General features: G+C 68.8%; 15 protein-coding genes and 1 pseudogene. 7 read left to right on the top strand and 9 right to left on the bottom strand.

The window, feature by feature from the left end:
* Window positions 1-34: 34 nt before the first annotated feature.
* Window positions 35-163 (top strand): annotated as a pseudogene (locus KWI83_RS38835) (GNAT family N-acetyltransferase); the annotation flags it as partial.
* Window positions 164-304: 141 nt separating this feature from the next.
* Here the strand turns inward: KWI83_RS38835 and KWI83_RS21400 are convergent.
* The 5 genes from KWI83_RS21400 to KWI83_RS21380 form a co-directional block, all read right to left on the bottom strand.
* On the bottom strand, window positions 305-604 hold the full coding sequence (locus KWI83_RS21400; RefSeq protein ID WP_218515979.1) for a WXG100 family type VII secretion target: 300 nt from the start codon (window positions 602-604) through the stop codon (window positions 305-307).
* A 96-nt stretch (window positions 605-700) separates the two neighbouring features.
* A complete protein-coding gene (locus tag KWI83_RS21395; protein ID WP_218515978.1) occupies window positions 701-1,051 on the bottom strand; it encodes a WXG100 family type VII secretion target in 351 nt (116 codons plus the stop codon).
* Between the two features lie 137 nt (window positions 1,052-1,188).
* Window positions 1,189-2,427: a S8 family serine peptidase gene (locus tag KWI83_RS21390; protein ID WP_374106341.1), complete on the bottom strand. Its 1,239-nt coding sequence runs from the start codon at window positions 2,425-2,427 to the stop codon at window positions 1,189-1,191.
* 90 nt (window positions 2,428-2,517) lie between these two features.
* On the bottom strand, window positions 2,518-4,296 hold the full coding sequence (locus tag KWI83_RS21385; protein WP_218515976.1) for a WXG100 family type VII secretion target: 1,779 nt from the start codon (window positions 4,294-4,296) through the stop codon (window positions 2,518-2,520).
* Between the two features lie 2 nt (window positions 4,297-4,298).
* Window positions 4,299-4,745, bottom strand: coding sequence for a hypothetical protein (locus KWI83_RS21380; RefSeq protein WP_218515975.1), 447 nt, complete (start codon window positions 4,743-4,745; stop codon window positions 4,299-4,301).
* Window positions 4,746-5,260: 515 nt separating this feature from the next.
* Here KWI83_RS21380 and KWI83_RS21375 point away from each other — a divergent pair.
* The 3 genes from KWI83_RS21375 (at window position 5,261) to KWI83_RS21365 (ending at window position 8,835) form a co-directional block, all read left to right on the top strand.
* A complete protein-coding gene (locus KWI83_RS21375) occupies window positions 5,261-5,782 on the top strand; it encodes a hypothetical protein (protein ID WP_218515974.1) in 522 nt (173 codons plus the stop codon).
* 97 nt (window positions 5,783-5,879) lie between these two features.
* The gene (locus tag KWI83_RS21370) at window positions 5,880-8,153 is read left to right on the top strand and encodes a DUF6571 family protein (protein ID WP_218515973.1); all 2,274 of its coding nucleotides are present in this window, start codon (window positions 5,880-5,882) and stop codon (window positions 8,151-8,153) included.
* A 133-nt stretch (window positions 8,154-8,286) separates the two neighbouring features.
* On the top strand, window positions 8,287-8,835 hold the full coding sequence (locus tag KWI83_RS21365; protein ID WP_218515972.1) for a hypothetical protein: 549 nt from the start codon (window positions 8,287-8,289) through the stop codon (window positions 8,833-8,835).
* A 1,459-nt stretch (window positions 8,836-10,294) separates the two neighbouring features.
* Here the strand turns inward: KWI83_RS21365 and mycP are convergent.
* Window positions 10,295-11,566 carry a type VII secretion-associated serine protease mycosin gene (gene mycP / locus KWI83_RS21360; protein ID WP_218515971.1) on the bottom strand — a complete coding sequence of 424 codons (1,272 nt, stop codon included), beginning with the start codon at window positions 11,564-11,566 and terminating at the stop codon, window positions 10,295-10,297.
* A 22-nt stretch (window positions 11,567-11,588) separates the two neighbouring features.
* Window positions 11,589-13,115 carry a type VII secretion protein EccB gene (gene eccB / locus KWI83_RS21355; protein WP_218515970.1) on the bottom strand — a complete coding sequence of 509 codons (1,527 nt, stop codon included), beginning with the start codon at window positions 13,113-13,115 and terminating at the stop codon, window positions 11,589-11,591.
* 206 nt (window positions 13,116-13,321) lie between these two features.
* Between eccB and eccE the strand changes: the two genes are divergently transcribed.
* The 3 genes from eccE (at window position 13,322) to KWI83_RS21340 (ending at window position 18,736) form a co-directional block, all read left to right on the top strand.
* Window positions 13,322-14,677 (top strand): type VII secretion protein EccE, encoded by a 1,356-nt coding sequence (gene eccE / locus KWI83_RS21350; protein WP_218515969.1) that lies wholly within the window; start codon window positions 13,322-13,324, stop codon window positions 14,675-14,677.
* Window positions 14,677-15,468: a hypothetical protein gene (locus KWI83_RS21345; protein WP_218515968.1), complete on the top strand. Its 792-nt coding sequence runs from the start codon at window positions 14,677-14,679 to the stop codon at window positions 15,466-15,468. Before eccE ends, KWI83_RS21345 begins: the two co-directional genes overlap by 1 nt.
* Before the next feature lie 268 nt (window positions 15,469-15,736).
* Window positions 15,737-18,736 (top strand): SCO5717 family growth-regulating ATPase, encoded by a 3,000-nt coding sequence (locus KWI83_RS21340; protein WP_218515967.1) that lies wholly within the window; start codon window positions 15,737-15,739, stop codon window positions 18,734-18,736.
* A gap of 80 nt (window positions 18,737-18,816) precedes the next feature.
* Here the strand turns inward: KWI83_RS21340 and KWI83_RS21335 are convergent, their stop codons facing one another.
* Window positions 18,817-19,773, bottom strand: a complete 957-nt coding sequence (locus KWI83_RS21335) for a bifunctional riboflavin kinase/FAD synthetase (RefSeq protein WP_218515966.1) — start codon at window positions 19,771-19,773, stop codon at window positions 18,817-18,819.
* Window positions 19,774-19,896: 123 nt separating this feature from the next.
* Complete coding sequence (locus KWI83_RS21330) at window positions 19,897-23,400, bottom strand: trypsin-like peptidase domain-containing protein (RefSeq protein WP_218515965.1); 3,504 nt, start codon at window positions 23,398-23,400, stop codon at window positions 19,897-19,899.
* Between the last annotated feature and the right edge of the window lie 24 nt (window positions 23,401-23,424).

Raw genomic sequence — 23,424 nt, 5'->3', positions numbered from 1 at the left:
CCCGTGGATAAATGTGCTGATCAGGTCGGCGTGGCGAGCCTCGGTGGCTGACAGGGACGGCCGCATCCTGGGCTTTACGACCGTTGAGGGAGAACCACCCACAGGCGTTTTGGGCATGATGTTCGTGGAACCGCAGGTCATCGGCCGGGAGGTCGGCCGTCTAGGCTGCTGCCGCGGATGGTCGTCACCGTTCGCTGACAGGCAGATCCTCGTCGCCGACTCCCACGCCCCACACAACAGCAGGGTGGGCGTCTCCCGCGCGCGCCCACCCTGGACTGCTGAACTGCTTTGAGAACCGACTGTCCTACATGAAGTAGCTGGCGGCCCTCTTGTCGCCTTCCATGTACGTACCACCGGCCTGCCCGACGACCTGGCCGATGCCCATCAGGGCCTGGTGGATGTCGTTGGCTTCCCTGTCCCAACGGGCCAGCTTCTGGCGGTACTCCTCCTGGGACACGCCCGCCCAGTACTGCTGGCTGCTCTCGACCATCTTCCGGAGCTCCTGAAGGTCCTGCTCCAGCAGCTTCGCCTCGTTGCCGATGTTGGTGGCGGCGAAGTCCAGCGCGTCATAAGAGACGGAAAGCCCGTCGTTGTTACGGCTCATGCCTGCCTACCTCGTCTCGATCGTGTGCCGGTGATGTGCTGTAACTGTCAACTGTCGTGCTCGATGCCCTGAACCAAAGGCCTTCGTTCAGGGCGCTCACATCGAGTTGAAAGCAGACGGCGGAACCGTGGGAGCACCGTCCTGGATGTTGATCCGGCTGACCGCCGCGCGCACCTCGTCCTCTTTGGAATCCTTGATGTTGCGTGCCGTGGTCATGGCTTCCATGACCTCACCGAGAATGTTGCCGATCTTGATCAGCGACTGGTTGATCTCAGCCTGCTTCCGGTCGAACTCGGCACGACCGATGCCCTGCCACTGGCCGCCTTCGAGGCTGTCGATGACGCCCTGGAGCTTGTGGACCCGCTTTCGGATGTTCTCGTACTTCTCGTACATCTGCTTCTGCAGCCTGACTACTGCTGCATCTTCGAGCTTCTGGTCCATAGACATGACCAGGCATCCCTTCCACTGTCTGTTGTCCGGTCGATTGGTCCGCGTCATCGCCTCGACAGGGTGATGACGCTGTTGAGGCTGTGCCCAGTAGCCCATGAGGCGTCTGGCCACTTTTCTGGGGGCGGCCGGTCCCGTCACCTCGCACGACGTGCCCGGAGGACGGCCGCACCGGCGCCGCCGATCACGATCACTGCGGCTGCGGCGCCCAGGGCGATCCACAAGGTGCTGCTGTCGTCGCCGGATTCCGCGCTTGATCCTGCCGCCGACGTGCCACCGATCGAGCCCTTTTCCGGAGCCTGTGATGAGGTCGATGCAGCGGCAGAAGGTGAAGAAGATGCGGCGGACGAGGACGCCCCGGACTTGGCCAGCAGGTCACCGCCGTTCTCCTCAGCGAGAGGGTCGGAGTCCGCAGCACCAGGGTCGTAGTCAGCGTTTTCAAGCACCACGCGCGGACGGACGATCCCGTAGCCGAGGTACTTGCTCGGGTTGTCCTTGGACCAAGTACGCCCGGCCGTGTCGATGAGGGCTCTGGTGACCTGGTTCACCGTCCAGTCAGGGTGTGCGGACCAAATCAGGGCAGCGGATGCTGCGGCAATGGCGGTCGCCGGGCTCGTACCGTCACGGTCGCAATATGAGCGGAACGTGGCGTCGCACCATCCAGGAAAGTCCTGTCCGGGAGCCGCAAGGTCGACATAGCTTCCGGACGAGGAGAACTTCGAGACCTTGCCTGATGCGTCGACTGCCGAAACCCCTATCACATAGGGATACGCGGCGGGATAGTCGATGAGACCGCTGTTCCCCTCGCCGCCGCTGTTGCCAACAGATGCAACCAACAATTTGCCCTTGGAAGCGGCATAGTTGATCGCAGCTTCATCCTCCTCGGTGGTCATGCCGCCGAACGACATGCTGATGATCTTTGCGTCGCTGTCGGCAGCCGCCCTGAGCGCCTCCCATGAATCAGGCGTCTTCTCCCACTCCGCTGTCCCGGGTTCAAGCCCCTCGAACTGCGCTCGGTAGGGGACAACCTTGGCTCCCGGTGCCAGCCCTCGGAGACCACCGCCAGCCCCCGTACCTACTATCAACTCAGCCATACTCGTTCCATGGCCCGAGTAGTCCTTTGTGGCACGGTACGAGACGGCCTTCGGTACCTCGTCCGTCAGAACCTGGCCCTTGAGGGAGGGGGTGTTCGGGTTCACGCCAGAATCGATGACGGCAACCTTTACTCCTTCGCCCGTGCTGACCTTCCACATCTGCTCAGCCTGCATGGATTCCAGGTACCACTGCTGCGACTGGGCGTCGGCGGCAGCCACGCTCGGAGTGAACCCCACACTCACCGCGGTTAGGGCGCCGACGACCGCGCCCACAGCACGCACACGTCTCCTGCGCTGTGCCCCGAGGAGCGCAGCCCGCTCAGCTCGTCGGCTCGTCCCTGACTTCATGGCGCTGTCTGTCCTCGCTAGCACTCAGTTGACGACCGGCGGCACGTCGCGCCGCGGTTTATTGGGCAAGTGCGGTTCCTCGTCTTCGACCGAGTGGCCAGTCCGCGGCGATCCCTCCGCATTCCTTACCTCTCGGGGCTCCCCCTGACCTCCAGGCCCGCGTACGAGACCAGCGCCTCCGCGGGTCATGCCGTTGCGCTCGGCACCGGCGGCGGAGATACGGGAGGCCGGGCTGCCAGTGACAGCCTCGGGCCTTCCCGAACTACCACGAGACACATTGCCGCTCGTGCCGGACCTAACGCCGGACTCGGGCACGCCGAAGACGCCACGCTGTCCGGGTCGGCCAGTGGTTGGCCGTGCGTTGGCCGTCGGCCCGGCACCGATGACTGTGCCCTGTGGAATCCTCGGACCGCTCTTCGCAGGAGTACCACCAGCAGTTGTGGGACGACCTCCGGCCACGCCGTTGTCACGGCCGGCACCGGTGGAGGGGCCACCAGCGGCTCGCGGCGCTGCTGTGCCACTGGCCCGTGGCGTCCCACCGGTCACGCCTGGGCCGACCGAGAACGACCTCGATCCGGAAGCGGTTCCCCGGGCGACCGGCTGGCCGGTCGAGGTGGCCCGCCCCATCTGGTTGAGGGGGCCTTGCCCCGCGCTACGCCCCGAGCTGGAACTGGACGCGCCCGTCATCCCGGCTCGCCCCTGCGCGGACGCAGGCGTGCGGAGACCGCCTGCACCGCCAGTGGTCTTGCCAGAGAGGTCCTTGGGGATTGGGGGCCTGTGGCCGCCCCCGAACATGCTGGGCTGCCCGCCATTGGTGGGTGGCGTTCCGGTGACTGGCGGAGTGTTGCCCGTCACCGGCGTGGTCGTATTCGGAGGCAGCGTGTCGACACTGTTGATGTTCGTGCCGACAGGCTCGTCCGGGTACGTGGCTCGCCCCGTAATGCCCGTCGACTGTACTGGTGTCTCGCCTGTACCAGGTACGCGGACCTGACCTGCTGACTGCGCCGACGCCTGAGCGTCCGCAACGGTCCACGAGGCAGCTCCCTGAGAACGTTCCGATGCGGTCCCATCCGGCCCAGCCCAATACTTGGCCGGCTGAGGCACGCCAACATCAGGCATGCTCTCGAACTTAGGGACTGGCAAAGCCTCAAGCTGCTGACCCGAGACCGCGTAGTACGACGCCAGCCGATTCATCTGATTGATCGCCTCCTGCCGATCCTTCTCCACCCGTACGGCGTCGGCGTACTCCTCTTTGTCCGCGGCCTTCTCGGCCTCGGTGAAATGTTCGGGTCGTTTCCGGTCCGGTTGCGTGTCACGTGACGGCATCGCTTTACGCACTGACGCGAGACCCTCGGCGGCGGCGGTGATCTGGTCGCCCGCCGCTCCCGCGAATTCGCTGAGGTCCTCGGTGCTCACGACGAGCGAACGGCCCCATCTACGGAAAGCTACGCCCGACTCTCCGACCCATCGAACATTCCCGATGTGGCCGTCGAGCTCCTTCGCTGCAGCCTTGATGGCATCGCGCGCATCCCAAAGAGCCTTACCGGAGGACTCCAAGTCCTCCGGGTTCGTTCTTTCAACCAGGTCGATCAACTGGTTGAGACCGAGGTTGGTCGCACCGAAGTCCGTACTGCGGTGCACGGCCTGCCCCGCAGGGGTGGCTCCGACCACCGCATGCAGACTGGCGTTCACGAGCCGGGTCAACAACCCGCCGTCCTGCGGATCCTCAACACTCCGGGCGATGTCCGCAAATGAGTTCTGCTGACGGACGCGGTCCAGATCGACCTTGTGCTCATCGGTCATCGTCAGAACTTCCCGGTGTCGGCGCCGTTGGCGTGGCGCTTGCCGTCATTCGCGTTCTGGATTTCCCTGATCTCCACCTGGATCTCATGGAAGCGCCGACGCTGCTCCTCCTCGAGGTTCCCGAAGCCGATGTGAGCCCCCTTGACAGCGATGCCGATCGCCTCGATCTGCAGGTGTAGGGTCTTGGACAGGGACGTCAGCTCTTGGTGGACCCGGTTGTACTGCAAGTACAGGCTCTGCGCCTCAGGAAAGACCGTGTGCTGCCCGCTACTCAACGACGTCGGCTTGATTGTCTGCGAACCCACCTTGCTAGGGCTGCCGGCCGACGCTTCAAGGTCTTTGAGGACCGCGTCCACTCGCTTCATGAACGTGGTCAAGGCCTCGCCACTGGCCTCCAGGTTCGCTGCCCTGGAGGCCGACGCTCCTCCCACCATGTCCGCAGGAAGCATGACGCTCCCACCCCGTTTCCCCGTATGCCCGTCTACTGGGCCTGCTTGAGCCTCAGTGTGCAATCGCACAGCGTAGTCAGTGTCAGCCCGTGTACACCACTGTTATCAACTCTACGCAGGCACCCCAACTGGGAAGCACAGCGACCGAGTTGCACTGCCATAGAACGCCAGGGTTTGCCCTACTTGTGATCGGCGTGAACGGTTGCAGGTTGACGGCCGCGACGTAGCGCTGCCGAGAAGCCCTAATCAAACCTACGCAACTTGACGAAGGGCAGCCAAGTCCCATACGCCACGGACATTCGTCTGCACAGGCAGACTCACGCTTGGTCGCAACCACAGGTTGACGGAAACAGGCGCGTCTCCTCCAGGACTTCACGTCCGCAACCCACACACTTCGGACCGCAACTGCATGGTTTGTTCCCGCGAGTTGCTAGCTTGTCTCGCAGATCCGGACACCAGAGGAACGTCGTCCGACGGTCACAGGCGCCAGCGGTCCGCACACGGGGAAGGTATCCATGGCATGGGACGAGTGGGAACAGCTCAAGTCCGACGCGCTGCAGCGACGCCAGGATTCGGCTCAGATGCAGCTGAACAGTGTTGATGCAGGCAGTGGCGGCACGTACGGTCCGTTTGTGGTGCCCAGTCAGTTCGGCGTCCTGAAGGCCAGCCAGAAGGATCTGGCCACAATCGGCAAGTCTGCGCACACCCTGTACAACGAGCTGTGGGACAAGGCCCGCGTCGCCGTCGTCGGCAGCGACTCCGCGGCAGCGGACCTGTCGAAGCAAGGTTTCGCACTGGGGGCCGGACTCCAGCATGTGTCGACCCGATGGGAAGAGCAGCTCAAGTCCCTCATGGATGCGTGCGCGCACATCGCGAACCACATGCACGTCACCAAGAACGTGCACGCTGGGGACGATGACTACATCGCACGGCAGACGAGCAGCATCGCCGTCCTGGACGCCGGGTTCGACGAACGGGTCGGTGCGCCGGGCGAACCGAACTCCGTCTATGGAGAGCAGAGCAAGAAGAAGGAGTAGGGAGCAGCTCAAGAAGCGGGGGCACAACCGCCTCACCGTTCAGCTGCCCTCCCCCCCATCTCCTCGACCGCTCCGTGAACTCCAGGGATGACGCCGCATGAACTTCGACGCTCTGTTCCACGCCAACTTCAAGCTGCTCGACGATGCCGTCACAGACTGGTCGACGCTGGTCAAGAACCTCGAGCAGTTGAAGAAGGACGCCGAGGACGAACTGCATCAGGCCGCCAACAAAGCCAACTGGGCCGGCTTGAATCATCAGGTCACCAAGGAGTTCATCGGCAAGACCGCCGGTGAGTTCGCAGACGCCCATACCCAGGCCAACACCATTCACAGGATCCTCAGTGACACACTGGGCGAACTGAGGGACTACCACCAGCAGCTCACCACCGCCGTCGAGAACGGCAGGAAGAAGAGCCTCACCGTCTTCCCCTCCGGTGATGGCTTCACGGTCACGTCGAGCATTCCTCCGCAGGCGCGCACCGGAAACGAACCCGACAACACCGCCGACATCACCGCGCTCCGCGACGAGATCCTGAAGATCCTCGACAAGGCGACCGAGAGCGACAGTTCCGCCAGCACCGTCCTCAAAGCGATCGCGGATCAAAGCAAGATGGGCTTCTCGGACGCCAACTATAAGGACCGCAACGCCGCCGCTAAGGCCATCGCCGATGCCGAGGCGATGGCGAGAATTCTCAAGAAAGATCCGCACGACGTCACGAACACCGAACTGGCCACACTAAACTCCGCCCTGGCCATGTACAAGAACGATCCTCTTTTCTCCGAGAAGTTCGCCACTGAGGTCGGCCCCAGGAAGCTCCTCACGTTCTACGCAGGCATCGCTGATCCCTTTCAAGCTACGTACGACCCCAAGCGCGGTGAGCAAGCCAAACAGCTCCAGAAGAACCTCGGGATCACGATCGGACAGGCCACGCTCTCTGACAGCGACAAGATGGCGAGCTGGAAGCGCAACATGGTTGCGATCGGCCAGGACCAGCTAGGTATCGACGATGCGAGCAACCCCACGGCATTCGCTGTCATGAGCAACCTAATGCGCTTCGGCGACTACGACGACCAGTTCCTCAACGACTATGGCGGCAAGCTGCTGGCATTCGACAAACAGGTCAACGGCGAGGGCATTAATCTGTGGGTCAACAATGCCAACCAGGGCGATCTCAACTACTGGGGCTACAAGAACGACCGGGGCCGCGACCCTGTGACCGGGTTCTTGGAGGCACTCGGGCACAACCCGGGAGCCTCGACGGAGTTCTTCGCCCAGCCGGACGGTAAGGGCGAGCTAGTCGACAAGGATTCAGAAGTCAACGAGCACCTTAAGTATCTGACCAAGGAACGCGTCTGGGTTTCCGATACGACACTGGAGGGTGACGACGACTACATCGCAGGTCGCAAGTCACTCGGCCATGCGCTTGAGGCCGCCACAACCGGTTACCCCTACGACGTGAGTGCAGACGCCGTCAAAATCGGCGGCGAGCAGCGCACTGCCGCGACGGCTGCAGTGATGGAACAAGTGGCATACCTCTATGGCAGTGAAGACGGTCCCAAGATGCTGCACGACCAGCCCGAAATGGCTGAGAGCATGGGCAAGATGGCCGGCGCATACATCGACGATATCGACTACGCCCTGTCCGGCCTGGGAGACAGCGCACGTGACGCTGGCGACTTCCCTGCCGCATACGGAGGACAGCGCGCAGAGTTCGGGAACAGAGGAGCCATCAATTTCTTGAGCGTGCTCGGCCAGAACGAGACTTCGCATGGCATCGTTGCGTCCGCTCAGCACCTATACACAGCCAGCCTCTTGGACGCGAATCCGCCCACGAACGCCACGAACTACGATCACGGCGTGGACGCTCTTTCGATGGAGGCAGAGGCGAGGGGCATTCTCGACCACGCACGTGTTCAGCAGGCGGCGGCTGATTACGGCGCCGAATCCGAAGCAGCAAACAAGTCCCTCGGAAGGTCTGCGGACTGGGGGAAGCTGATTGTGGGGACAGCAGTGGGTGTCGGTGTCGCCGCGCTACCGATACCAGGATCGACCGCTGCGGGCGTAGCCATCGCACCGATCGCGGCTGACTTTGGTGGGCAGGTAGTGAATACATTCATCGGTCATGAGATCGACAAGGCGGTCGACGGTGCAGGGCAGAAACCTGAGGAGAAGGCGCAGCTCACCAGTCAGGAGTTCTACGACAAAGGCGTCAACGACCTGGGGATGAGCTACGAAAGCTACTTCTCGAAGTACCAGGAGGCCGGCGGAAAGGCTGACTCCCAGCAGGTCACTCAGGAGCTCAAGACACTCTACGCGGCAACGGGCTCGGCGGAGGACGACTTCCGGGGCAGGTCCCCGTACAAGGATTGAGACGCATCAAGCAATGAAAAGGACAGCAATCCATCGGGCCTCTGCGCCCAAGTGCCAAGGGTTTCTTCTTGCCATGGGCGTGGCACTGCTCGTGTGCGGCTGCACCGGTTCGTCAGGGGAGGAGCCTGCAGGAGTGTCCGCGCAGCAGATCTGTGATGGGACCCTGGACACGAATGCGAGGACCGCACTGGAGCGGATTTCCGGCACCAAGCGGTTCTCCGAACTCTCTGGGAAAAATGAGGCAAGCGAGCCTAAGGAATTTTCCACAACAAGGGCCGTAAAGCATCTACATGACGAGCCGACCCAGCGGAGCAAGTGCAGTATCTACAAAACCAGCGGCGAGAACGACTTTCCAATCATCGAGATCCAGTTCCTCGCCGCAAAACAGCACCCCGAACCGCTGGAGGAAGCAACCAATAATCTGGTTCCCTTTCCTCTCGGGAGCTACGCAGCCGTCGGAAAAAATGGAGCTGACCTCTACTTCGAATGCACAACCAGCGGAACAGAAGAGTCATTCATCGGTGACACGCCGTACGTCAAGGCGGAAATGTTCTCACCTTCATTCGGGTCTCGCGACCCCAGGGATAGGATGGTGATCCTCAACTCGATATCCCGAGCAGTTGCCAGCAAAGCGGGGTGCGCCTCCCAAGCCGATCTGCCCGTCGAGGTTCCTACGGTCTGATTTCGCGGAGCTGCCCCAGCGGCGCTGGCCCCTGGTGGTCCGGCAAGCACCAACTTTCGTGATCTAAGAGCTCGTGGACGATCACGAGTAGGTCTTGTTGAGGCGTCTCCAGCAAACGAGGCCCAAGCGAGTGAGACGAAGGCGTAGTGCAGGTCGAGGCGTCTTTTCCCAGCGGCCAGGCAGGCGCTTGAAGTCGTGCAGGAACGAGAAGGTCTGCTCGACGACGTAGCGAAGCTTGCCAAGGCCTTGATGTTCGGAGCGCCCTTACGGGAGATGATCGACAGTATCCGGCGCCCTGCGCAGCTCACGCCGGTTGAGGTTGCTGTCGTTTGCCTTGTCGCCGAACGCGCGTCGGGGCGCTTGCGCGGTCGTCCAGGCTTGCCTGCAACGGGCGGGATGCCGTCGACCAGGGCCAGGGTCTGTGTGATGTGGTTGACGTTGGTCGCGGTGGCGATGAGCTTGAACGGGGTGCCCTTCTCGTCGCAGATCAGGTGGTGTTTGCAGCCGCTTTCCCGCGGTCGACCGGTGGACGGACCGGTGGCCTCGCCCCCATTTCGCCCGGACGGGGGAGGCTCCCGCAGGCCCGTGTCCAGTCTAGTGCGTCGGCGCGTGCAGTTCGGCGAGCAGGATTGGAATCAGCACCTGAGTGGTCGGATTACCGCTGCAAGATCTGCCGCTTTCGCGCGACGCGCTACGAACCGCGTCGGTGTCTGGGCGAACTGTGCGATCAGGCTCATTTCTCCTCCTCGGCGTCCGTTTCGTCAGGACCGCACGTCGCAACGCGGCTATCGCCGCACCGCCGCTCGAGCCCTCAGTGAGAGTGGTCGCCCAAGAGGTCGGAGTGCTGTAACCGAATAACGGCTCAGCATGCCCCGGCCCGGCTCGATACGGCGAACGTGTAATTCGGCTGCTTCACCACCGCGTCACCCGGCAGTCCGGGTGCCACCGTCTCGATGTACCCCTTGTGTGCGCTTGACATACATGCAGAAAGACGTCCGTGCCCACTGGCCGTGATCCGGTAGGAGGCCTCGTCGGGTGTCGTCTGGCCGGTGAGCGCGGCGTCCACACGAACTCAGGAGCATCGCCACCACCGTGCTCGACGACCTCGCTTTCGACCTGCATGGCCTATTCACCCTCGAAGTCGGCAGGAGCGTCACCCTCCAGCAAGTCGCCGTAGGTGAAGCTGCCGTGGGGGCCTCCGTGGCGCCCCGTACCGCGCTCTTCAGCTCATCGTCGCTCCACTTCGAGTCTTCCTCGACGCCCAGGCCTTGGACGCCCGAGACGACGCAGGCCACCGCCACTCCGATCAGGGTGATGCGGGCGACCACGAACGCCGCGTCGGGCATCTCGGGGGCGGAGGGGTTGACGGATTCCCTCCATCTCCGGACACGGTCTGCCTTCAGGCAGGCCATCAGGATCAGCAGGACAGACAGGACGAAGAGCATGATGGAGAGTTCCGTCAGCATGCCGGGCCTCCCAGGCCCCGCCGCCGACGCCGCGCATCCCGTACCGCCACCGCCGTCCCCCCGAGGCCTGCCACCAGGACCAGCCCGCCAACCACCACGTACGTGCCCAGGCGGATGTTGCGTTCGTCCGGTGTTTCGCCGAAGTGGACCGGGGCGATCGAGGGGGCCTTCGCGCCTGTGAGGTTCTGCTCGGGCTGGGGGGACTCGATCGGATGGGCCGGGTCGACGTCGGTCAGGGCCTTGACCGGGTCGACCACGCCCCAGCCGACCAGACGGTCATGGCCGGGGATCGAGCGTTCCGCCGTCTGTTCGATCTGGGCGACGATCTGCTGGACCGTCCACTTGGGGTACTTGGCCTTCAGCAGCGCGGCCACGCCGGCGACGTAGGGGGCGGAGAAGCTGGTGCCGTTGTCGGAGCAGTGGCCGTTGCCGGGGACCGTGGAGATCATGTCGACGCCCGGGGCCGCCACGCCCACGAACTCGCCCGACTGGGAGAACGGGGCCCGTTCATTGTTGCGGTCCGAGGAGGCTACGGCCAGGACGCCTTTGTACGACGCCGGGTACGTGATCTTGACGTTGCCGCCGAGGCCGTCGTTGCCGGCCGACGCCACGACGACGATCTCCCGGGAGAGGGCGTGGTTCACAGCCTCCTCCAGGCTCTCGTCGGGTTTGATCGCCTTGGCCGTGTCCTGGGAGATGTTGATGACGTCCGCGCCGACGTCCACCGCGTGGCGGATCGACCTCGCCAGGGTGTCCGCGGTTCCGTTGCCCTCCGCGTCGTTCTGCTTGATCGGGATGATCGTGGCCTCGGGGGCCAGCCCCACGAAGCCGGTTCCCTTGGCGGGGCGTGCGGCGATGATGCCGGCCACGCGGGTGCCGTGGCCGACGGTGTCCGTGGTGCCGCTCGCGTTGCCGCGTTCGATCTCCTCTCCCTTGCTGTTCTTCGGGGGGAGGAAGTTCTTGCCCTTGGATGCGTCGACGGCCTTGGTGAGCTGGGGGTTCTTGATGTCGACGCCCGTGTCGATCACGGCAACCTGGACGCCCGCGCCCTTCGACTGGGCCCAGAGCTCATCGAGGTTGACGCGTTGCAGCGCCCAGGGACGGCCCTCGTACGGCTCCGAGGGGAAGGTGCACTGGCCGCTGTCGTCCGCCCGTGCCTCGGGGACCGGAAGGGCGAGTTGCGTCGTTGCCGTGAGGGCTGTCGTGGCGAGCAGGGTCGCCACGACCGTACGGCCCCTGGGTCTCATCTCGTCTGCCTTCAGCATGAGTTCCACCAAGGCCCTTCCGCTACGAACCCTGCGGCTGCCGCGCCGCCGCCTCCGACAGGCGGGGGCCGGTGGGCAGGAATGCCGACCAGGCCGCGGGGACGGGCGCCGGGTCGACCTTCTCGTAGCCGAGCCTGGTCTGGGCGATCTTGGCCTCGGTCAGTTCCTGCCTGCGCTGCTCGGCGGAGGTGCCGATGCCCTTGTCGTCGGTGGCGCTGTCGCTGTTGGACTGCAGGGCGTAGCGCAGGCCGGTGTCGGTGACCAGGAAGACGCTGCCCGCCTTGGTTTCCTGGCCCTGGAACTGGCGGTAGAGCTGTCCGGAGCCGGGGGTGACGTACGCGCTGGAGGAGCCGGTGGGCAACTGCGCGGGGAAGTCGGTGCCCGCCCAGGTGGACAGGGTCGTCCCGCCGCTCTCGGCGTTCACCGAGCGAAGGACAGTGCACACCGTGTTGCGGCCGGTGGTGGTGCTGGTGCCGTTGTTGACCGTCTTCGGCTTGTACGTCGGCCACTTCCTGTCGCCGAGGAAGGTCGTGCTGTCGGCCACCGCGCCGGGGCTGACCTGCTGCGCCTCGCCGGTCTGGCCGACCGCCACGAGGGCGCCGCTGTTGAGCAGCAGCGTGGCGGTGAACTCGGTGATCCGGGCGACCTCGCCGGGGAGGACGACGTAGTACTGCATTCGCGAGCCGTCGTAGGCCTTGATGACCATGCCGACCTTGTCGTACTGGCCGAGCATGTCGGACGCGCCGGCCTCGGCGCCGGGCGTGCCCTTGATCGAAGGGATCGACAGGGGGTCGCCCTTGTGCAGGGTGTCGAGCCAGTCCTGGGAGACGCGCTGCGGGGCGCGGCCCTGGGTGTCGAGGGCTTTGAGGAGTTCGTTGTCGGTGGGGTCTTCGAGCGGGTACGCGTAACCGCGGGAGTCGACGACGTACTGGGTCTTGCCGTCCGGGCCGACGACGTACATCAGGTCGCCGCCGGCGAGCTTGTTGCGGCCCTCGGTCTTCTTCCACTCCTTCTCGGCCAGGACGAACGCCGCCTTCTGGATGGCCCGGCCGCCGTCGCCGGGGCGCTCGCAGACCGCCCAGCGCTTGGGGGTCTCGGCCTCGGCGGCGGAGGGCAGCCGGTCGGGGGCGTACGGGATGCCGATGGTGGCGCCGTGCGGGGGCTTGCCGCTGTCGAGAACCTTCTCGTCGACGGTGATGATGCTGTTCTTGTCGGGGTCCAACAGCAGCTTCGCGGAGGCCATGTTGAGCACCGGGTGCAGCTGCTTCCTGCCGTCCGTCTTCAGTACGACGTAGCGGGTCGTCGAGTCACTGGCGACGATGACGTGTTCGCCCGGGTTGTCCCAGCCCTTGCGGGCGGTGGGGTTGAAGAGGCCGATGGCGCCGAACACCGCGAGGATCACCACACCGACGACGACACCCGGCCAGACCGCGCTCAGCGGCTTCGGCGCGCCCTCCTCCGAACCCGACGGCGAGGGCCGCAGGAAAGACGCGAGTGTGCGGCGCTTCGCGAAGGTGTAGGCGTTGAGTTCATCGCGGCGTGATGCCATCTGTGTCCGCTCTCTCCCCGTTGCGGAGCCCTGGGGACGGTGAGAGTTCCGTCGCCCGCCCTTGGTTGCCTCTGGTGCCTCGGTTGTCAGACCCGGCCCCTACTATGCCTGTTGCGTGACCGTGCGTGTGTCATGGGTAGGGCGCTCAGGACTCGCAGGAGCGTGTGGACAGGGGTTTCCGGGACAGATTCGGGGGATTTGGAGTGATGGCTTCCGCACCGCGGGCCGGGTCGCGATCGCAATCGAGGTCACGATCGGGCAGCGCCGGTCCGGCCGGGTCCCGCGGCACCGCCGGACCGGCGGGGTCCGGGGGCACCGCTGCCGCCGAAGGTGCTGTCACACCGCACCTGAGGGCACGTTCGGGGCGCGGAGGCTCGTTCGCCGTGCAGCGGCTGGTGCTGCTCGAACTGGCGGCGGCACTGGTGGTGTCCGGCTGGGTGATCGGTACGTACGCGCTGGTCCCGGCCGCCGTGGTCGCCGTGCTTCTCGTGGCACTCGCGCTCGTACGGCGCCGAGGACGCTCGCTGCCCGAGTGGCTGGCCGGCGTGCAGGCCCTGCGCTCCCGCCGCCGCAAGGCCGCGGCCACCCCGGTGCCGCCGGGCACCGACTCCGGGCTGGCCCCCGCCGTCGAGTGCGACCCGAGCCTGCGCACCTACAGCTACAGCCGCGGCAACGACCGCGACCAACGGCCCGTCGGCATGGTCGGTGACGGCGGCTTCCTCACAGCCGTTCTCCAAGTGGAGGCGGACTTCGGGGCGCTGCGCGCCGAGCGCAGCCGTCGGCCGCTCCCCCTCGCCCTGGTACGGGACGCACTGGATGTCGACGGAATCCGCCTGGAATCCGCACAGATCGTGCTGCACACCCAGCCCGCGCCCGCCCCGCACCTGCCCCAGCAGTCGGTCGTGGTGACCAACTACCAGCAGCTCCAGGCGCAGACCGCCTCCCCCGCCGTCCGCGTGATGTGGATCGCGCTGAAGCTGGACCCCGAACTGTGCCCGGAGGCGGTGACCGCCCGCGGCGGTGGCCTCGTCGGCGCACAGAAGTGCCTGGTGCGGTCGGCGGAGCATCTGGCGAGCCGGCTGACGGGCGCCGGATTCCGGGTGAACCTGCTCACCGAGGACGAGGTGACCGCCGCCATCGCCACCTCCGCCTGCGCCAACCCCATGGTGACCGCCCAGGCCGGGCAGAGCGACGCGCCCCGGCGGCGGACCGAGGAGACCAGTCGCAGCTGGCGCTGCGACAACCGCAGACACACCACGTACTGGGTGCGCCGCTGGCCCGCGCTCGGCGGCTCCGGCACCGGTCTGCCGCAGCTGGTGGCGCAGTTGACCTCCGTGCCCGCGCTGGCGACGACGCTCAGCCTGACGCTGGCCAGGGGTGTGCAGCAGGATGTCTCCCTCACCGGGCATGTGCGGATCACCGGGCGCAGCAGTACCGAACTGGCCGCCTCGCGGCAGGAGTTGGAACGTGTCGCACGGCAGACGCGGACCGGACTCGCCCGTCTGGACCGTGAACAACTGCCCGGAGTGCTCGCCACCCTGCCGCTCGGAGGTGCCCGCTGATGGCCGCCATGACGACACCGACACCGGCACCCACTCGGACATCGGCCCCTTCGTCCCTGACACGCTCCGAGGGCGGCGGCTTCGCGGAGCGGCTGCGTACCGGCTTCGGACTGCTCGGTCCCCGGCACCCGCGGCACACCCTGCCGGTCGATCAGTTCGACACGCTGTCGTTTCCCATCGGGGACGACGGCGTGGTCGTCGGCGTCACCGCCGAGGGCCAGCCCGCCGTGCTCGGGGTGAACCGTCCCACGCCGTACGACGTGCTGCTGATCGGTGGTCTGTGGACGGCACAAGTGCTCGCGCTGCGCGCCGCGGCGACGGGCGCGAGGGTCGCCGTCGAGACCGGCCGCGCCCAGCACTGGGCGCAGGTGGTGCAGGCGGTGGGCGGCGGCCAGTCCGGGATGACCGTGCACGACGTGGGTCGGGTTCCTCCGCTCGGCGCCTCGGCGGGCAGCCCGGTCCTGGTGATCCGGGACTGCGGCATGCGGCCCCCTCGCGGACGCGTGGTGTCGGCGCCCTGGCAGTCGGTGCTGACGCTGCTGCCCTATCTCAGCCCGGTGGCGCCCCGGTTGATGCGTCAGGCGCGGCTGGTCGGAGTGCAGCGGGTGTCGCCGGACGAGGCGGCAGAGGTCGGTCGGGTGATCGGCCTGCCCCGCGCCGAGTACGAACCGCTGCCCACCCTCGGCGACGGCGTCACCCTTTGGTGCACTGACGGCGATCGCCAGTACGTGGTCACACAGCCCACGGACGCCGAGATCGGTCTGCTGGGCGTGGCCCGCCGGATGGACTGACCGGGAGGGACAACCAGCGGATCCGTGCCCCAGGTGACTGTCGATCGACGGCGACCGCCCGGCTTTGTGCCGGAGGTGCGTCGGGGCGCAGACGCGCCTGCCGTGCCCGCCCCATTCTTGATTAGGCTGGGGCGGGGCACGTAGCGAGTACCCGGTACAGGGTGATGCGCGTTCCGGGGGTGACCCGGGGGGACAGCTCTGTGAATCGAACGACAGCAATGGTCGGCCCAGCACGCTATGAGGGTGCTCGACCACACCAGGAGGAATTGTGAGCAGCGATCGGGACGGGATCCGCGGGGGCTGGGCGACGCCCGGCGATGACCAGCCCGACGCGGAGGCCGCCGTCGAGATGACGGGTGAGTTCACCATCGACTATGCGCCGCCTGCCTGGTACACGCAGAACGCGTCCGGGGGTTCGGGGGATTCGGGACACTCTGCGGACTCGGGGACTGCTTCGTCCGAGTCTGCGGCAGCTGGGCCTTCCGGGCCCGCGCCCGCTTCTGCGGCCCCCTCGCCGCCCTCGCCTTCCTCGCCCTCCATCCCGTCGTCACCGCCGCCTGCCGACTTCGGGCCACCGGCCCACTCCGCTCCGGCCTCGCCCTTTACGCCTCCCGCGCCCGTGCCGATGCCTGGTGTGCCGTTCACGCCGCCTCCGCCCGCTCCCGTCCCGGGGGTTCCGTTCCCTCCGCCGCCCGCGCCTGCGAGCGGGGAGTCGGGGGGTGTGCCGAAGCTTCCCGAGGGGAGTGGGTTCGAGCCCCAGACGCCGGTCGCCCCTGCACCGGAGGCTCCCAAGGCTTCCGAGGAGGCCGAGTCCGGGAACGGGGACCTGGAGAGCGGCGCCACCATGCGTTTCTCCGCGGCCTCTGTGAAGCGGGAGATCGCCGACCTCGCGGCCGCGGCCGACACGGCTGCCGACGCCGACGCCGATGCCAAGGCTGACGTGCGGCCCGAGGGTGAGTCGGAGGAGGCCGGTACCACCGAGGACGGCGACGCCGACAGCGACGGTCCCTCCGGCGAGGCGGAGGCCGACGCCGAGGCAGAAGCCACCGACGGGACGGAGGACACCACTCCCACCGACGCCGAGTCGAGCGAGGCAGTCGACCCGGCCGAGGCCGACGCCTCCGACGCGGCGCCGCACGACGACGCTCCCCAGGACAACACCCCCCAGGCCGACGCACCGGCGACGCCCGACGCGCCCTCGGCCTGGTCTCCCCCGCCCGCCCCGCAGAGCGGAGTGCCGCCGCTGCCGCCGTCGTACCAGCCCGCGGCCCCGGCCCCCGCCGCCCAGTGGCCCGCACAGCCCCACCCCCAGCAGCCGGACCCGAGCGCGCCGTCCGCCCAGCCACACCCCCAGCAGCCGGACCCGAGCGCGCCCTCCACGCAGCCACAGCCCCAGCCGCAGCCGACCGCCGCGCAGGGCCAGCCGCCGGTGCCTCCGCAGCAGCCGCCCTTCCAGCCTCAGCCCCCGCAGTCCGCCCCGGTCGCGTGGACCCCGCCGACCCAGGCACCGGCCCCCAACACACCCAACACCCCGAACCCCGCGCAACCGGCCACCCCCCAGCCCAACGCCCAACAGGGCTACGGCTTCCCGCACCCGGGCACCCCCAACGCCCAACAGGGCTACGGCTTCCCGCACCCGGGCACCCCCAACGCCCAGGGCGGCTACGGCTTCCCCCACCCCGGCGCCCCCACCCCCCAGAGCGGCTACGGCTTCCCCCAGCCCCCGGCCCAGCAGCAGGCCGCCCACCCCGGCGTCCCGCCCCAGCCCGGCGCCCAGAACCCGCAGAACCCACACCACCCGCAACAAGTCCCAGGCTCCCCGCAGGGATTCCCCCAGCCCCCGTACCCGCCCGAGGCCCAGCCCCAGCCCAACGCCCAGCCCCCGCACCCGCCCCACGCCCAACCCCAACCCCCACACCAGGCCCAACCCCACCCCCACCACCCCCACCAACCCCACCAACCCCCCACCCCACCCGCAGACCCCCGCCTCGGCACCGCCTGGCCGCAACCCCTCCAGCACGACCAGCGCCAGCCCACCAACCCCGGTGCCGCGCCGCTCGGTTACACCGCGGCCGTCGAGCTGTCCTCCGACCGGCTGCTCAACAACAAGAAGCAGAAGGCGAAGAGCGGGCGTCCGGCCGCCGTCTCCCGGTTCAAGCTGGGCGCCAAGAAGGAGGAGGCCGAGCGTCAGCAGAAGCTGCAGCTGATCCGGACGCCGGTGCTGTCCTGCTACCGCATCGCCGTGATCAGCCTCAAGGGCGGCGTCGGCAAGACCACGACCACCACCGCCCTCGGCTCCACCCTCGCCAGCGAGCGTCAGGACAAGATCCTCGCGATCGACGCCAACCCGGACGCCGGTACGCTCGGCCGCCGCGTCCGCCGGGAGACCGGGGCCACGATCCGGGACCTGGTCCAGGCGATCCCGTACCTCAACTCGTACATGGACATCCGGCGGTTCACCTCCCAGGCCCCCTCCGGCCTGGAGATCATCGCCAACGACGTCGACCCGGCCGTCTCGACGACCTTCAACGACGAGGACTACCGGCGCGCGATCGACGTGCTCGGCAAGCAGTACCCGATCATCCTCACCGACTCGGGCACCGGCCTGCTCTACAGTGCCATGCGCGGTGTGCTGGACCTCGCCGACCAGCTCATCATCATCTCGACGCCGTCCGTGGACGGTGCGAGCAGCGCCAGTACGACGCTGGACTGGCTGTCCGCGCACGGGTACGCCGACCTGGTCTCACGCTCCATCACCGTCATCTCCGGCGTCCGCGAGACCGGCAAGATGATCAAGGTCGAGGACATCGTGGCGCACTTCGAGACGCGGTGCCGGGGCGTCATCGTCGTGCCGTTCGACGAGCATCTCGCGGCCGGTGCCGAGGTCGACCTCGACATGATGCGGCCCAAGGTGCGGGAGGCGTACTTCAACCTCGCGGCCATGGTCGCCGAGGACTTCGTACGCCACCAGCAGATGCACGGCCTGTGGACCAGCGACGGCAACCCGCCCCCGGTGGCCGCCCCGCCGATGCCGGGCCAGCCCCTGCCCAGCCAGCCGATGCCCGGACAGCCACCCATGCCCGGACAGCCCATGCCGGGTCAGCCCATGCCCGGCCAGCAGTACGCCCCCGGCCAGCCCTACCCGCCGCAGCCGGGCCAGCCGAACCAGCCCGGCCGGCCGACCCCCCACCCCCAGCACCCCAACCCCAACCCCGGCTACGGCTACCCGCAGCCCGGTCATCCCGATGGGCCGCCGCCCCAGCAGTAGCGAACGGCCGTGAACCAAAAGGGCGGCCGGTGCCCCACAGGCACCGGCCGCCCTTCACGTCGGAGAAGCTGTCGCAGCGGCTATGCCGCCCCCTCCGCCGCCCCGATCAGCTCGCGGCACCGCTTCACATCCTCCGCCATCTGCTCCAGCAGAGCCTGAAGCGTCTCGAACTTCGCCTGCCCCCGCACAAAGGCCAGGAAGTCGACGGCGACATGCAGCCCGTACAGATCCAGCCCCACCCGGTCGATGGCGTACGCCTCCACCGTGCGCTCGGTGCCGTCGAACTGCGGATTGGTGCCCACGGAGATCGCGGCCGGCATCGCCTCGCCCTCCACCACCAGCCACCCCGCGTACACCCCGTCGGCCGGGATCGCGGTGTGCGGCAGCGTCTCGACGTTGGCCGTGGGGAAGCCCAGCTCGCGGCCGCGCTGAGCCCCGCGTACGACGACGCCCTCGACCCGGTGCGGGCGGCCGAGGATCTCCGCGGCCCCCTCCACGTCCCCGGCGGCCACCAGTCGCCGCGTCAGCGTGGACGAGAACGGCTCGCCGCCGCCCGCCTCGCCCGACACGAACAGGTCGATGACCTCGACCTCGAAGTCGTAGATCTTGCCCTGTTCGGCGAGGAACTCCACGTTTCCGGCGGCGCGGTGGCCGAAGCGGAAGTTGGGGCCCTCGACGACCGCCTTGGCGTGCAGCTTGTCGACCAGGACCTTGACGACGAAGTCGGCGGGCGAGAGTTTCGAGAACTCCGTCGTGAAGGGAAGGATGAGCACCGCGTCCACGCCCAGCTCCGCCATCAGCTCGGCGCGGCGGTGGTGCGGAGCGAGCAGCGGCGGGTGGCTGCCGGGGCGGACGACCTCGCTGGGGTGCGGGTCGAAGGTGACGACGACGGCGGGGATGCCCAGCTCGCGGGCGCGTTCCACGGCGTGCCGGATGATCAGCTGGTGTCCGCGGTGGACACCGTCGTAGGAGCCGATGGTGACGACGCTGCGCCCCCAGTCCTCGGGGATGTCCTCCAAGCCACGCCAGCGCTGCACTGTGACCGCTCCTCGAACCCGTGTCCGTGTATGCCTCTTACGCAGGTCTAAGGGTGCCATGCCGAGGGGGTCCGGCCCGCACCGGCATGGGGGCTGTGACCGGACGCACGCGCCGTCCCGTGGTCATGCGGGGACCCATACGCCGACCAGGGTCTCGATCATCCGGCGGGTGCTGGGGCCGACCACCGCGGCCCAGTCCTGCGGGGCGTCGTTCAGCCAGTGTGCGACCCGCGCGGCGAAGCCGGGGACCTCACGGCCGAGGTCGAGGAGGGTGCGGTCGAAGCGGGTCGCGCCGGCCGGGGTGCGCACCAGGAGCATGCCCGTGCGATGGACCAGGGCGCGCAACTCGTCCCCGCCGTGCCGGGCGGCCGTACGCAGCAGCGCTTCCAGCACGGGCGGGGCCTCCTCGTGCACGAGGAGGAAGTCGCACAGCTCGCGGCGCAGGGCCCGGGAGGCCGGGCCTCCGGGCGCGCCGAGGACGGCGGCGAGCGCCACCTGCAACTGCTCGGGACCGCCCCTGAGCAGGCCGGTGACCAAGGGAAACAGTACGGTCCTGGCGGCGGGACCGGCGTCGAGGCGCCGGTCGACGTACGCGGCCACGGGCGCGGCGCGGTCGGGGCGCAGCGTCACGGCGTCCCGTACGAGATCGGCGACCCGCCGCGCCAGCGCCGGAGTCGCCGCGTCGGCGAGGGCGACCAGCGCCTCCCCGAACAGCTCCTCCCCCGCGTCCGGCCGGTGCAGCCGGGCCCGGAAGGCGCCGAGCACCGGTTCCGGATGGGTCGCCAGGGCGGTCGCCAGCGCGCTCGCGGGCAGCTGCGGATCACCGGCCGCGAAGTGCTCGACGGCCCGGGGCAGGTACCGGTGGCGGGTGTGCGGATCGCGTACCAGGAGGGCGAGCGCCCCGCCGTGCAGGCCGCCGTCGGCGGGGCGGGCGAGCAGGGCGAGGGCGGCGTAGCGCAGCAGCTCGCGGTCGGCCTCGCCGCGGGCGTGCGGCGCGGCGCGCAGCCCGTACGCCACCGCCGCGACCCGCCGCGCCGGCCGCTCGTCGTGCGCCCACCGGTCCACGGCCCGGCACACGGCGGAGGGCTCCTCCTCGGCGAGCACGCCGAGCAGTTCGTCGCCCCGCCGGTGCGCGCTGTCGGCCAGCACCTCCGTGAGGTCGTCCAGCGCCCGGTGCCGATGGGTGTGCAGCAGCGCCTGCGCGGCGGTCGCCACGGTCGCGTGCGGCGCCGCCGGGAGCGGCCGCTCGTCGCCGAACCAGCGGGTGAGGTGCGGCTGTACGGCGGTGGGGTCGGCGGCGAGCAGCTCGGCTACGGCGTCGAGGTAGCGGCCCCCGTCGGCCGGGCCGGTGTCGGCGAGGATTAGTCGGCGCAGCAGGTCGAGGCGCTCGGCGTCGGGCAGCGCCGGTTCCGTCCAGAAGCCGGGCCGGAACTCCCCCGGCACGGGCCGCCCCTGCCGCCGCCAGTCGACGATCGCGTCGGCGAGCAGCCGCAGCACACGGAGGTACGGCGCGGCGTCCGGCACCCGGCGCAGCGTCTCGCCGAGCAGCCGGGCCGCCCACCAGTCGTGCGGGTCCGTGTCGAGGGCGTGCACCAGCTCCTCCAAACGGATGGAGAGCCGGTGTGTGCCGTGCTGCCGGGCGAGCAGGAGCAGGGCCTGGACGACGGGGCCGATGCGGTGGTGCGGGAGGGCAGCCGGGGGTTCGGCGTCGGGGGCGCGGCGGTGGTGGACGAGGGCGCGCAGGGCCTCGTCCAGGTCGAGGTGCGTGCCCTGGATCCAGTCGGCGAGTTCCTCGTGGGCGAAGCGGTAGCCGGTACCGGCCGGGACGAGGAGGCCCTCGGTGAGGACGGCGGACGCCCAGCCGGTACCGCCGCCGAGCCGGGCCGGGGCCGGACCCCACGGGAACACGGCCTCGAACGTCTCCCGGTCCAGCTCCCCCTGCCCGGGTCCGAGGCTGCGCCGGGCGGCCTCGTGAACCTGCCCGGCGACCTTCGCCGCCAGCCGTCGCACGGCGGTGCCGCGCAGGCCGTTCTCGGCGGCGAGCCGTACGGCCACGCGCAGGCACATCAGGTCCAGGTGGGCGGCGAGGACGTCGTGCCGGTCGAGCGGGTCGGCCAGTTGGGCGTCCGGGGCGGCGGCGAGGACCTCGGAGAGGAGGCGGAGGGTGAGGGGGTGGCGGGCGTCGGGGGCGGCGAGGGCGCCTTCGGGGAGGTCGTACGCCGCACGCGCGGGGCGGGCCTCGTCCTCGTCGAGGTCACCCAGGGGCACGCAGGGCGGCAGGCCATCGGGCTGTCCCGCGCCCGGATGCAGGCACTCGGCGGGGAACTCCGCCGCCGCCTGCTCCCAGTACTCCGCCCGGCACGCCACGACCAGCCGCGCCCCCGTCTCCCGCAGCCACCGCACGGTTCCCTCGGCCCACTCGGGGAGACGGTGGGCCGGTGCCGGGGGCATCTGCTCGGGACTGTCGAGCAGCAGGAGCAGGGGACGACCGGCGGCGCGGGCGAGCGCGGCCAGTCGTTCGGGGCTGGTGTCGCCGAGAGGGGCACTGCCATGAGAAGACGCACCGAGGGCCCCGTCCCGGAAGTCCCCGCCGAGACAGACCCCGCCATCGCCCGCCGCCACGATCCGGGCCGCCCTGCTCAGCGCCCGCCGGGCCGCGTCCCCCACCGACCGGTCCTCGTCCCGCAGATCGGCCCCCCGCAGCCACAGCGTCGGTGCCGGTGCCGCACCCCGGTTGCGCCGGGCGGCGAGCGCCGCGAGTTCCGTCGTACGACCGCTGCCCGGCGGCCCGACGAGCCCGAGGACGGCGGCCGAGCCCTCGGTGAACGCGGCGAACTCCCGTACGATCGCGGCCCGTTCGACAGGCGCGACGCCCCCTTCCCGGCCGGCGTAACCCCTCAACGCCCCCGGCGGACCGTCCTGCCCCACCGAGGTGGCCGTCAGTTCGAGCACCCCGGCGAGATTGAGATCAGCCCCGTACGCGGGCACGGTTGCCGCGTTGCGGGCGAGCAGGTCGGCGAGCGGACCGCTTGCCGCGGGCCGCAGCGGCACGGCGAACCCCCAGTCACGGAGGCCGGTGTGCAGCGCGGTCCCGAGCACCGCGATCACGGCACCGGTACCGGCGTCGACGACCGGCCCCCCGGCCGCCCCACCGCCCAGCCGCAGGGCTTCCCGCCCGGCGGTCCCGATCGCCAGCTCCAGTACGTCGTCCAGCTGACGGAAGCGATCGGTGGCCGTGTACGTCACCCCCGTCGCCGCTCCCAGGACCCGCGCCTCACGCCAGCGGCCCGCGGCGATCCGCACATACGCGCCGGTCTCGACCCGGTCCCGCACGGTGATCGGCAGTGGCGCCACGCCCAGCCCCTCGGTGGGTACGAGGGCCAGGTTCCGCTCCGGCAGCGGGGTGACCGCCTCGGCGGGCACGACACAGCTGCGGTCCCCGGCGTGCAGGACCAGCCGGGCCAGTCCGTCGACGGCCTCGTGGCTGGTGAGGACGGTGCCGTGGTGGTCGGCGACGATGCCGGTGCCGCGCGGACGTCCGGCGAGGTCGTGGATGCGGACGAGGACGTCGTCGCGCGGGCCGACCCCGCCGTCCTGCGGTGCGGTCCCCCGGCCCTGTACCGCCATGGTCGAACCTCCCCGCCGTACCGC

The sequence above is a fragment of the Streptomyces sp. TRM70350 genome (assembly GCF_019219825.1).
GTDB lineage: Bacteria > Actinomycetota > Actinomycetes > Streptomycetales > Streptomycetaceae > Streptomyces.
Note: the sequence above shows the minus strand (reverse complement) of the source record. Positions and strands in the feature narration are given on the sequence as shown.

What these genes read in the sequence shown, in the direction of transcription:
- KWI83_RS21400 (WP_218515979.1), bottom strand. Translation starts at nt 604, where the DNA reads ATGAGCCGTAACAACGACGGGCTTTCCGTCTCTTATGACGCGCTGGAC.
- KWI83_RS21395 (WP_218515978.1), bottom strand. Translation starts at nt 1,051, where the DNA reads ATGTCTATGGACCAGAAGCTCGAAGATGCAGCAGTAGTCAGGCTGCAG.
- KWI83_RS21385 (WP_218515976.1), bottom strand. Translation starts at nt 4,296, where the DNA reads ATGACCGATGAGCACAAGGTCGATCTGGACCGCGTCCGTCAGCAGAAC.
- KWI83_RS21380 (WP_218515975.1), bottom strand. Translation starts at nt 4,745, where the DNA reads ATGCTTCCTGCGGACATGGTGGGAGGAGCGTCGGCCTCCAGGGCAGCG.
- KWI83_RS21375 (WP_218515974.1), top strand. Translation starts at nt 5,261, where the DNA reads ATGGCATGGGACGAGTGGGAACAGCTCAAGTCCGACGCGCTGCAGCGA.
- KWI83_RS21370 (WP_218515973.1), top strand. Translation starts at nt 5,880, where the DNA reads ATGAACTTCGACGCTCTGTTCCACGCCAACTTCAAGCTGCTCGACGAT.
- mycP (WP_218515971.1), bottom strand. Translation starts at nt 11,566, where the DNA reads ATGCTGAAGGCAGACGAGATGAGACCCAGGGGCCGTACGGTCGTGGCG.
- eccB (WP_218515970.1), bottom strand. Translation starts at nt 13,115, where the DNA reads ATGGCATCACGCCGCGATGAACTCAACGCCTACACCTTCGCGAAGCGC.
- eccE (WP_218515969.1), top strand. Translation starts at nt 13,322, where the DNA reads ATGGCTTCCGCACCGCGGGCCGGGTCGCGATCGCAATCGAGGTCACGA.
- KWI83_RS21345 (WP_218515968.1), top strand. Translation starts at nt 14,677, where the DNA reads ATGGCCGCCATGACGACACCGACACCGGCACCCACTCGGACATCGGCC.
- KWI83_RS21330 (WP_218515965.1), bottom strand. Translation starts at nt 23,400, where the DNA reads ATGGCGGTACAGGGCCGGGGGACCGCACCGCAGGACGGCGGGGTCGGC.